The 10,565-nt window shown below is 70.8% G+C and carries 8 protein-coding genes and 1 pseudogene; 5 read left to right on the plus strand and 4 right to left on the minus strand.

All coding sequences use genetic code 11. The features are described from left to right. The first annotated feature begins 226 nt into the window (after nucleotides 1-226). Together lpdA and KPL78_RS25665 are read left to right on the plus strand one after the other, a co-directional pair. Nucleotides 227-1,618, plus strand: coding sequence for a dihydrolipoyl dehydrogenase (gene lpdA / locus KPL78_RS25660; RefSeq protein ID WP_219765823.1), 1,392 nt, complete (start codon nucleotides 227-229; stop codon nucleotides 1,616-1,618). Between the two features lie 148 nt (nucleotides 1,619-1,766). Next, a complete protein-coding gene (locus KPL78_RS25665) occupies nucleotides 1,767-2,240 on the plus strand; it encodes a GNAT family N-acetyltransferase (RefSeq protein ID WP_219765824.1) in 474 nt (157 codons plus the stop codon). Between the two features lie 394 nt (nucleotides 2,241-2,634). On the opposite strand, the gene KPL78_RS25670 is transcribed toward KPL78_RS25665, so the two are convergent. Next, on the minus strand, nucleotides 2,635-4,089 hold the full coding sequence (locus KPL78_RS25670; protein WP_219765826.1) for a Do family serine endopeptidase: 1,455 nt from the start codon (nucleotides 4,087-4,089) through the stop codon (nucleotides 2,635-2,637). 201 nt (nucleotides 4,090-4,290) lie between these two features. Between KPL78_RS25670 and KPL78_RS25675 the strand changes: the two genes are divergently transcribed. From KPL78_RS25675 to KPL78_RS25685, 3 genes are all read left to right on the plus strand, one after another. After that, nucleotides 4,291-4,968 carry a winged helix-turn-helix domain-containing protein gene (locus tag KPL78_RS25675; RefSeq protein ID WP_219765827.1) on the plus strand — a complete coding sequence of 226 codons (678 nt, stop codon included), beginning with the start codon at nucleotides 4,291-4,293 and terminating at the stop codon, nucleotides 4,966-4,968. Then, the gene (locus tag KPL78_RS25680; protein WP_219765828.1) at nucleotides 4,961-6,301 is read left to right on the plus strand and encodes a sensor histidine kinase; all 1,341 of its coding nucleotides are present in this window, start codon (nucleotides 4,961-4,963) and stop codon (nucleotides 6,299-6,301) included. Before KPL78_RS25675 ends, KPL78_RS25680 begins: the two co-directional genes overlap by 8 nt. 77 nt (nucleotides 6,302-6,378) lie before the next feature. Continuing rightward, nucleotides 6,379-7,710: a carbohydrate porin gene (locus KPL78_RS25685; protein WP_219765829.1), complete on the plus strand. Its 1,332-nt coding sequence runs from the start codon at nucleotides 6,379-6,381 to the stop codon at nucleotides 7,708-7,710. Nucleotides 7,711-8,149: 439 nt separating this feature from the next. On the opposite strand, the gene ggt is transcribed toward KPL78_RS25685, so the two are convergent. From ggt to KPL78_RS25700, 3 genes and pseudogenes are all read right to left on the minus strand, one after another. Continuing rightward, on the minus strand, nucleotides 8,150-9,838 hold the full coding sequence (ggt, locus tag KPL78_RS25690; protein ID WP_255569437.1) for a gamma-glutamyltransferase: 1,689 nt from the start codon (nucleotides 9,836-9,838) through the stop codon (nucleotides 8,150-8,152). 16 nt (nucleotides 9,839-9,854) lie between these two features. Continuing rightward, nucleotides 9,855-10,109 (minus strand): hypothetical protein, encoded by a 255-nt coding sequence (locus tag KPL78_RS25695; protein ID WP_219765831.1) that lies wholly within the window; start codon nucleotides 10,107-10,109, stop codon nucleotides 9,855-9,857. A 53-nt stretch (nucleotides 10,110-10,162) separates the two neighbouring features. Next, a pseudogene (locus tag KPL78_RS25700) lies at nucleotides 10,163-10,565 on the minus strand (hypothetical protein); the annotation flags it as partial.

The following is a 10,565-nucleotide window of genomic DNA, read 5'->3' on the forward strand; positions in this document are numbered from 1 at the left end:
CTCACGGCGGCGCATCTGTGGGCGCCTGCCAATGCCCGGCAGGATAGGGGCAAGCGGCGCGCCAGCCCAAGTCCTCTGTCTGACCTGCCGCAAAGCGGCGCAGAGCGCCCGTCGCCTATGCAGAGGTAGCCGGTTGTTGGCGCCCAGGGCCGCCATTACGTCTTGATCCACAGCTTCAGGCAGCGCAGTTTCCGCGCGCCTCCGACTCAAGCAGGAATTTTGTCATATGGCTGAATCCTTCGACGTCATCGTGATCGGCGCCGGCCCTGGCGGCTATGTCTGCGCGATCCGCGCGGCACAGCTCGGCCTGAAGGTCGCCTGCGTCGAGAAGCGGGAGACGCTGGGCGGCACCTGCCTCAACATCGGATGCATCCCGTCCAAGGCGCTGCTGCATTCCTCCGAGGCCTTCGAGGAAGCCGGCCACCATTTCGCCGAACAGGGCATCGTGGTCGGCCAGATCGGCCTCGACCTCGCGAAGATGCAGGCGCGCAAGGCGGATGTGGTGAAGGCCAACGTCTCGGGCGTCGAGTTCCTCTTCAAGAAGAACAAGATCACCTGGCTGAAGGGCGAGGGGAAGATCACCGCCCCCGGCAAGGTAGAGGTCGCCGGCACGACCTACGACACCAAGAACATCGTCATCGCGACGGGTTCGGAATCCACCCCGCTCAAGGGCGTCGAGGTGGATGAGAAGCGCATCGTCACCTCGACCGGCGCGCTCGAGCTGGATGCCGTGCCGAAGTCGCTGGTGGTCATCGGCGGCGGCGTGATCGGGCTGGAACTCGGTTCCGTCTGGCGGCGCCTGGGTGCCGAGGTCACCGTCATCGAATTCCTCGACGGCATCCTGCCCGGCAACGATGGCGAGGTGCGCAAGCAGTTCGAGCGCATCCTGACGAAGCAGGGCGTGAAGTTCCGCCTGAAGTCCAAGGTCACCAGCGCTGTCGCCGACGCCAATGGCGTGACGCTGAAGGTCGAACCCGCCGCCGGTGGCGACGCCGAGGAGATCAAGGCCGACATCGTGCTGCTGGCCATCGGCCGCCGCCCCTATGTCGCGGGCCTGGGCCTCGACACGGTGGGCGTGGCGCTGGACGAACGCGGCCGCGTCAAGACCGACGCCCATTTCGCGACCAACGTGCCCGGCATCTACGCCATCGGCGACTGCATCGCCGGCGCGATGCTCGCCCACAAGGCCGAGGATGAAGGCTACGCCCTCGCCGAGATGCTGGTTGGCCAGAAGCCGCATGTGAACTACGACGCCATTCCGGGCGTGGTCTACACATGGCCGGAAGTCGCCTCGGTCGGCGCGACCGAGGAAACCCTCAAGGCCGCCGGCGTCGAATACAAGGTCGGCAAGTTCCCCTTCACCGCCAATGGCCGCGCCCGCGCGATGGGCTCGACTGACGGCTTCGTGAAGGTGCTGGCCGACAAGAAGACGGACAAGGTGCTTGGCGCGCACATCATCGGGCCGGACGCCGGCACGCTGATCGCGGAAATGGCGATCGCGATCGAATTCGGCGCGAGCGCGGAGGACATCGGGCGGGTGAGCCACGCGCATCCGTCGCTGAACGAGGCGGTGAAGGAAGCGGCGCTGGCGGCGTGGACGAAGCCGATCCACATCTGATGAACGCGACCGGAGAGGGGCGCCGCCCCTCTCCGGACCTCTCCCCGCCAAAGGCCACAGGGCCTTTGGAAACCGTCACTTGGCGCCGGGCGCCGCTGTCAATGCCCGCACATTGCGGGCAGCGCGCAGCAGCCCGCATAATCGGGGCATGACCCGCATCGGACAGGCCTCGACGCCAGAACAGATCGCGCAGGTGGCGCGGTTGTTCCAAGAGTATGCGGCGTCGCTGCCAGTCGATCTTGGTTATCAGGATTTTGCGGCGGAACTCGCGGCCCTACCGGGCAAGTATGTGCCGCCCACGGGCGCGCTGTTGATCGCGGAAGGCGATGCGGGCGAAGCCCTGGCCTGCGTCGCGTTGCGGCCCATGGCGCAGGCCGGGCGCTGCGAGATGAAGCGCCTCTACGTCGCGCCCGCCGGCCGTGGCCTCGGTCTGGGCCGCGCCATGGCTGAGGCCATCTGCGCCGAGGCGGCCCGCCTGGGCTATCGCGAGATCTGCCTCGACACCCTCCCCAGCATGGCCCAGGCGCAATCCCTCTATGCCCGCATGGGCTTCCAGGACATCGCCCCCTACTACGACACCCCGGTCATCGGCACACGCTTCCTGGCGCGTCCGCTGGGTTGAATCAAAGGTCCACGCGGGGTCCGGGGACCGCGGACGGTCCCCGGCGCGGTGCCGGGCAGAGCCCCGCTTCCGTAACGGCCAGCCGTGCGGCTGCCTCGTTGTCAGGGCCTCGGTTTCACGTGCGGCCACCCGGCCCGAGGCACGCCCGACCGGTGCATCCGTTGCCGCAACGACCTTCCTTGAAAGGCTGTCCGGAAAGACCGGCACCGCGGCTCGCGTCGACTTCCTGCAGGTCGACGTCTTCGGTTCCGGAAAAAAAAAGCGCACGCCGGTCATCCGACCGACGTGCGCCAGTGGAGCAGAGCCCGCCCCGGGGGATAGTGGAAGGGCGGCTCAGCCCCGAGCGGCAGCCTGGGAACCGAGGGGAAGAAGAGGTCCCCGGACCGCCGAACCGTCAGGCCGCGCGCAGCGGCAGGGCGATGAAGCGCCGCGCCCCGTCGCGCTCGACCTGGAACGCGATGGACGGACGGCCCGCCTCGCGGGCGGCGCGCACCGCGTCGACCACGTCCTGCGGCTTGGCCGCCTCGCGCTCACCGGCGCGGATCACCACGTCACCCGGGCGCAGACCGCGCTCCTCGGCCACCGAGCCGGGTTCCACCCGGGCGATGGCGACGCCGCCGTCCTGGCGCGGGGCCAGGGCGATGCCGAGCTGCGGCTGACCCGCCGCATCCGGCTTGCCGGCGGCCTGCTGGTTAGCCGGGTTGGCCCCGACCTCCACGCGGCGCTCCATCGCGTTGCCATCGCGCAGCACGGCGAGCGTCGCGCTCTGGCCCGGGGCCACGTCGGCCACGCCGGCGGCGAGGTCACGCGGGGTCTGCACGCGGGTGCCGTTGATCGCGGTGATCACATCGCCCGGCTGCAGGCCGGCCTTGGCCGCGGGGCTGTCCGGCTCCACTGCCGAGACCAGGGCACCCTTGGCGTCGGTGGCGCGCATCGCGGTCGCCAACTCGGGGTCCATCGGCTGCAGGCTCACGCCGAGCCAGCCGCGCTGCACCGACCCATGGTCGCGAAGCTGCGCGACGATGTGCTGCACCATCTTGGACGGCACTGCGAAGCCGATGCCGATGTTGCCGCCGGAGGGAGAGAAGATGGCGGTGTTCATGCCGACCACGTCACCCGCCGCGTTGAACAGCGGCCCGCCCGAGTTGCCCGGGTTGATGGACGCATCCGTCTGGATGAAGTCGTCATAGGGGCCCTGGCCGATCTGCCGGCCGCGCGCCGAGACGATGCCCGCCGTGACGGTGCCGCCGAGACCGAAGGGGTTGCCCATGGCCATCACCCACTCACCGACGCGGGTGGTGTCGCTGTCGCCGAAGTTCAGCGCGGGCAGCGGGGCGCCGGCATCGACCTTGATCAGGGCGACGTCGGTCGCCGTGTCACGGCCGAGCACGCGGGCCGCCAGCTCACGACCGTCGGCGAGCACCACCTGGACCTCGTTGTTGTCGCCCACCACATGCGCATTGGTCACGATGTAGCCGGCAGCATCCACGATGAAGCCCGAGCCCTGGCCGGCACGGCGCTGCTGGGGCTGCTGCTGCTGCATCTGGCCCTGGCCGAAGCGGCGGAACATCTCCTCCATCGGCGTGCCGCGGAGCTGCGGCGGGATCTGCTGCTGCTGCTGCTGCACCTGGGCAACGCGCTCCACGGTCAGCACGCGGACCACGGAGGGGCCGACGCGGGCGGCGACATCGGCGAAGTCCGGGCCGGCCGGGCGGGGAAGGGCCACGCCGGCCACCGGCGCCGGGGCCTGCTGCGCGGTGCCCGGGATGGCGGTCAGCGCCGTGGTGCCGAGCGCCAGCGCCAGGATGCCGGCGGCGATCGCGGGGCGGCGGAGGTTGAAGCGAGGCATCTGTGTCTCCCTCTGAGGATCCAGGACCGGGCCGCTCTGGCTCGGCGTCCCGCACAGAAAGCGCCCTGGCCCTTCCCCGCCCCCTGTCGCACCCCTTACCGATCCGTATGCTGGTCGCTTCACTGCGGCGGCCGCCAACGCCCTACCTGTCCGTCCGGGACGGATGGAGCGCTGGCCATGCCGGATGTTCGGGGAGGCACCGTGAGGATCCTGGTCGTCGAGGATGATGCGGAGACCGCGGCCTATGTCGCGCGGGGGCTGGAGGAAGCCGGCCACGTGGTGGACCGCGCGACGGACGGCCAGGACGGGCTGTTCCTCGCGACCGGCGGGGGCCATGACGTGATGGTGGTGGACCGCATGCTGCCCAAGCTCGACGGCTTATCGCTGGTGCGCGCGGTGCGGGCGGCGGGCATTGCGACGCCGGTGATCTTCCTGACCGCGCGCACCGGCGTCGGCGATCGCGTCGAAGGGCTGGAAGCCGGCGGCGACGACTACCTGGCCAAGCCCTTCGCCTTCGCGGAACTGCTCGCGCGCATCAATGCGCTGGCGCGCCGCCCGCCGATGAAGCAGGAAATCACCGTGCTGCGCGTCGCGGATCTGGAAATGGACCTGATCCGCCGCGCGGTGACCCGGTCGGGCAAGCGGATCGACCTGCAGCCGCGGGAGTTCCGCCTCCTCGAATACCTCATGCGCCGCGAGGGCCAGGTGGTCACGCGCACCATGCTGCTGGAAGGCGTGTGGGACTTCCACTTCGACCCCAAGACCAGCGTGGTGGAGACCCATATCAGCCGCCTACGCGGCAAGATCGACAAGGGCTTCGCGCGGGACCTGCTGCACACGGTGCGCGGCGCCGGCTACGTCATCCGCGCCGATGGCTGAACGCAATCCGCGCTGGGCCTTCGCCCGCACCACGGCCTTCCGCGTCACGCTGCTGCATCTGGTGCTGACGCTGGCGGGCACGGCGCTGGTGGGCGGCGTGGCCTGGTGGGTGACGGCCGGCTTCGCGATGCGCCAGGCGGCGCAGGAAATCGAGCGCGGCATGGGCGTGCTGCTGCAATCGGGCGCCCTGTCCGGCGCCCGCGGCGTGGCGCTATCCATCGAGGCGCGGCTCGCCGCCGATCGCAACGGGCAGGAATACTACCTGCTCGCCGCGCCGGATGGGCAGAGGCTGGCGGGCAATCTCTCCGGCGTGTCGAGCGAGCGCGGCTGGCGCGAAGGGGCGATCCGCCTGCCGGATGGTGGCGAGACACCCGTGCTGATGTACGCCCAGCCCCTGCCCGGCGGCGGCGCGCTGGTGGTGGGGCGCGACCTCTCCGCGGCGCGCGCGCTGGAACAGCGCCTGCTGGCAAGCGCCGTCTGGGTCGGGGGCGCCGTGCTGCTGCTGGGCCTGGCCGGCGGGCTGCTGCTGGGCCGATCGGTCGCCCGCCGTGCGGCGGCGATGGAAGCGTCGCTCGCTTCGGTGCAGGGCGGAGATCTCGACCATCGCCTCGTCGTCGGTCGGGGCGGCGATGAATTCGACCGGCTGGCGGCGCGCATCAATGCCACGCTGGACCGGTTGCAGACGCTGATGTCGGCGCTGCGCGAAGTGACGGACGATATCGCGCACGACCTGCGCACCCCGCTGACACGCCTGCGCCAACGCCTGGACGAGGCCGCACGGGCGCCCGATCCAGCCACCATCGCCGCGGCCCAGGCCGAGGCCGACCGGCTGCTCGAGATCTTCGCCGCGCTGCTGCGCATCGCGCAGGTCGAATCGGGCACGCAGCGCGCCGGCTTCGCGCCGGTGGACCTGTCGGCCATCGCCGAGTCGGTGGCCGAAGTCTATGCCCCCGCCGCCGAGGAGCGCGGCCAGACGCTGGCCACCGCCATCGCGCCGGGCGTGATGCTCACCGGCGACCCGGCGCTGCTGACGCAGATGCTCGCGAATCTGGTGGAAAATGCCGTGCGCCACGGTCGGAGCGGCGGCCGCATCGGCCTCGCCATCACGTCGGATGAGGTGGTCGTGTCCGATGACGGCCCGGGCATCCCCGAAGCCGAACGCGAGAAGGTGTTCCGCCGCTTCCACCGCCTCGACGCCTCGCGCTCCACGCCGGGGAGCGGACTCGGCCTCGCGCTGGTGCGCGCCGTGGCGGAACTGCATGGCATGGAGATCACCTTGGGTGACGCTGCACCGGGGCTGCGGGTGCGGGTCGCGCTGCCCCGTGCCGCCTAACCGATCCTTCATGTGACGCGGTATAATATACGGTCAGAATGCGAGGCATTAGCAATTCGATCGGAGATGGACGGCCCATGCCGACGCCGCGCCCCTACCTTGCCGTACTGATCCTGATGCTCGCCAGCGCCGCCCTGCCCGCGGCCGCCGACGAGGAGGACCAGCAGGCCTGCGACGGTGGCCACGCCCTCGCCGACGGCCTCTGTTTCTCGGCCGTCGGCACGCTCGATGCAGTGCAGAACCTGCGCGGCGGCATCCGCTCCGGCCCCGCCGCGATCGGCCTGCTGAACCTGGGCCTCGAAGCCGACCTCGAACGGCTGATGGGCCTCGAGGGCTGGTCCGCCACGATGAGCGTCTATGGCATCTACGGCCGGCAGCCGACGCCGACCCGTGTCGGCAGCCTCGCCGCCGTCAGCAATATCGAAGCGGTGTCCACCGTCCGTCTGAACGAGCTGTGGGTCCAGCGCAGCTTCGGCGAGTGGGGATCGATCCGCGCCGGCCAGCTCGCCGCCGATGCCGAGTTCATCACCGCCTTCAGCGCCGGCAACCTGGTCAACGGCACCTTCGGCTGGCCCGTCTCGCTCGCGAACACGCTGCCCGGCGGCGGCCCGGCCTATCCGCTGCCGACGCTCGGCGCGCGGATCGCCCTCGGCGATCCCGATGGCGGCACCGGCATCCGCGCCGCGCTGTTCTCCGGCAATCCCGGCGGCAAATACGGCGTCGACACCAACCCGCAGATGCACAACCGCTACGGCACCACCTTCAGCACCGCGGACGGCATCTTCTACATCGCCGAAGCCGTAACCGGCGGCGAGGCGCCGGGAGGCGACGACGCCCCGCGGAGCTGGGTGCTGAAGCTCGGCGGCTGGTTCTACAACGGCGGCACCGACTCGGTACTGTTCGACGAGACCGGCCTGTCCCTTGCCGACCCGGCGAGCAATGGCGTCCCGCAGCGCTTCCGCAACAACTACGGCGGCTACGGCGTCGGCGAGGTGACGCTGTGGCGCGGCGACGAAGGATGGCTGTCCGTGTTCGGCCGCGTCTTCACCCAGCCCGACGACCGCAACGCGGTCGCCCTGCAACTCGATGGCGGGCTGGCCTGGCGCGGGCCCTTTGGCCGCAGCGACGACACCTTCTCCGTCGGCGTGTCCTGGGCGCGGATCGGCAACCAGTCGCGCAGCTACGACCGCGACGTGAACGAGTACGGCACGGTCTGGCCGATCCGCAGCGCGGAGACGGTGCTCGAAATCAACTACGACTTCGCGGCGATCAAGGACCGGCTGTCGATCCGCCCGCTGGTGCAGTTCTACTTCAACCCCGCGGCCGGCGAGCCGAACGAGCAGCGTAGCCCGGACAGCTCCCTGCCGGATGCCGTGGTGATCGGGCTGCGGCTGGTGGCGACGCTGTAGCCGGCACGGCGGGGACAGCAGCGGAGAGGGGCTTTGCCCCTCTCCGGACCTCACCCCACCAAAGGCCACAGGGCCTTTGGAAACCGATACCTGGCGCCTGGCAAAACAGCCGCTTCGCGATGCCGGAATGCGTACGGTGCCCTCGCGTCATGCACGAAGCGCGCTCTCTCGCTGCCCGACCTTCGAGAGCCGGCGTCCGAACTGTGGATCCCGGGCGCTCTATCCGGTGACCACCGGGACCTTGGAGCGTCAGCTCTTGGCGCCGGGCACAGCGCCCGTCCTAGGACATCTCGCGCCCGAATGCGCCTTCCGACGCTCAGCCCGACAGTCGTACCCGGCACCCGATCAAGGTTTCCAAAGGCCCTGTGGCCTTTGGCGAGGTGAGCCCGAGAGGGGCTGAGCCCCTCTCGGTCCTACAGTCGAAGAAGAGGCACCGCCCTCACCGCTGCCCTGCCGCGTCCGGCCAGAACCGCACGCCTTCCCGCGCCAGCCCGCCGCCGACACCGACCGCCGTCCCGTCCGCGCGCCAGCAGGCCGCACCCTCCAGCACGCCGTCGTCATGGAAGCGGATGGCGCACATGCCGCCGCCGACATGGGGCATGCGGTCGATCTCGTGCCCGCGCGCGGTGAGCTCGGCGCGCACCGCCTCGCCGAAGGCAGGTTCCAGTTCCAACGCCTCGCCCTGGGTCCACAGGCGCGGGGCTTCCACGGCTTCCTGCAGCGACATGCCGTGGTCGACCAGGTTCAGCATGCCCTGCATGACCGACCCGAAGATGCGCAGACCCCCGGGCATGCCGAGCGCATAGGCCGGCTTGCCGCCGCGCAGCACGATCATCGGCGACATGGAGGTCGTCACGCGCTTGCCGGGCACGATGGACAGGGCGTTGCCGGGGCGCGGGTCGAAGGTCGCCAGGTAGTTGTTCGGGATCAGGCCCGTGCCGTGGACGATGAAGCGCGCCCCGAAGGTCGAGTTGATCGTCTGGGTGAAGCAGCAGATGCGCCCTTCCCCGTCGGCCACGGTCAGATGCGTGGTGTTGGGGCTTTCGGGGGCGACGCCGGCGCCCCAGGCCTGAGCGCGACCCATGTCGATCAGCGCGCGGCGTTCGTCGGCATAGGCGGCGGAGGTCAGCTTCTCGACCGGCACCTTCACGAAGGCCGGGTCGCCGGAGGCCGCGGCGCGGTCGGCGAAGGCGATCTTCAGGCATTCGGCGAGCAGATGCGCGGTGTCGGCAGTGCCGAAGCCCATGGCGCGCAGGTCGTAGCCGGACAGGATGTTCAGCATCTGCAACACATGCACACCCGAGGACGCGGGCGGCGGCGGCAGCACGATCTCCACATCGCGATAGGGGCCGCGCAGCGGCGCGCGCTCGATGGTGCGATAGGCGCGGATGTCCTCGGCGGTGACGAGACCGCCGGCGCGCGCGATGCCGTCCCCGATCACCTGGCCCAGCGCGCCGTCCAGCGCGGCGACGCCTTCTTTCGCGATGGTCTTCAGCGTCTCGGCGTAGTCGGACTGCACCACGCGATGGCCGGGCTTCAGCGGCGCACCGTCCGGCACGTAGATCGCCGCAATGGCCGGGTCCTTCGCCATGTCGGGCGCGGCTTCCTTGGCGCATTCGGCCAGGTACGGCGTGGCGCGGTAGCCGCGTTCCGCATGCCGGATCGCGGGCGCCATGACATCGGCGAGCGGGAAGGACCCGAAGCGCGCCAGCATCTCGCACCAGGCCTTGAGGTTGCCCGGCGTCGCCACCGACAGCCCGCCCACCGCGTTCAGCCGCCCAACCGCTTCCAGGTTGCGCGGATTGCCGGGCTGCGCCGGGGTGAACATGTCGGGCGTCGCGGCGGCGGCGCAGGTCGCCATGCCGTCGATGATGGTGTGGGTGCCGTCCGCCAGGCGCAGATGCGCCGTGCCGCCGCCGAGCAGCCCGACCATCATCGGCTCGACCACCGTCAGCGTGAACAGCGAGGCGATCGCCGCATCCACGGCGTTGCCGCCGGCCGCCAGCATCTCGGCGCCGGCCGCGGAGGCCAGCGGATGGTTCGTCACCACCATGCCCCTGGTGCCCGTGGCGGGGCGCTTCTCGGTGGTGAAGCGCGTGCCGGCGCGATCGGTCCAGGGCTGGCTCATGGTGGTGTTCTGTCCCTCAGGGTGATGGCGATGTGAGCCGCAAGACGCGCTGCGGCTGGCAGAGATCCTCGCGCCCGAGCTCCTGGCTGCGGCCGTCGGCCCAGCGGATGCGCAGGTCATTCACGCAGGCGGAATGCGAGGGCGGCGTGATGTGCAGGGCGTTGCCCGGCGGCAGTTCGACCCGGCCGATGAGGGAGGCGCTGTACTGACCCTGCCCGGCGGCCGACAGCTCGACCGCCACGATGGTCCCAGGCCCCAGATTGAGCAGCACGAAGGGCCGTGGCTGCGGCTGCTGCTGCGCCAGGGCCGGCGCAGCGAACAGCGTCAGCGCGAGGATGCCCCGCCCGTGGCCTTGCCACCTTCGAAACGCAACTCCGGCGCGGCGCACAAATCGACTCCCGGACGGTCCTCGGTCCTGCCCCCAACATAGACAGCGCGGATGTTGAACACGCAACCCTGCCCCTGGGGCGGGCGGATCTGCACGGCATTGCCGGCGGTGATCTGCGCCTGGCCCAGCCAGTCCTCCCGCCCGATGCCCTGGTCGGCCGGCGCGACATAGAGGCGGGAGATGGTCAGGCTCGCGACGTTCAGGATGCGCGTGGCGGGGGCCGGCGGAGGAACGGGCGCCACAGCCGCCGGCGCCGGCGCCGGCGCCTGGGCCGGGGCCGGGGCCGGGGCCGGGCGGATGGCGGGGGCGAAGGGCGCGGGCACCGCCGGCGTCACCGCA

Source organism: Roseomonas alba, from assembly GCF_019430885.1.
GTDB lineage: Bacteria > Pseudomonadota > Alphaproteobacteria > Acetobacterales > Acetobacteraceae > Neoroseomonas > Neoroseomonas alba.

What these genes read in the sequence shown, in the direction of transcription:
- lpdA (WP_219765823.1), top strand. Translation starts at nt 227, where the DNA reads ATGGCTGAATCCTTCGACGTCATCGTGATCGGCGCCGGCCCTGGCGGC.
- KPL78_RS25665 (WP_219765824.1), top strand. Translation starts at nt 1,767, where the DNA reads ATGACCCGCATCGGACAGGCCTCGACGCCAGAACAGATCGCGCAGGTG.
- KPL78_RS25670 (WP_219765826.1), bottom strand. Translation starts at nt 4,089, where the DNA reads ATGCCTCGCTTCAACCTCCGCCGCCCCGCGATCGCCGCCGGCATCCTG.
- KPL78_RS25680 (WP_219765828.1), top strand. Translation starts at nt 4,961, where the DNA reads ATGGCTGAACGCAATCCGCGCTGGGCCTTCGCCCGCACCACGGCCTTC.
- KPL78_RS25685 (WP_219765829.1), top strand. Translation starts at nt 6,379, where the DNA reads ATGCCGACGCCGCGCCCCTACCTTGCCGTACTGATCCTGATGCTCGCC.
- ggt (WP_255569437.1), bottom strand. Translation starts at nt 9,838, where the DNA reads ATGAGCCAGCCCTGGACCGATCGCGCCGGCACGCGCTTCACCACCGAG.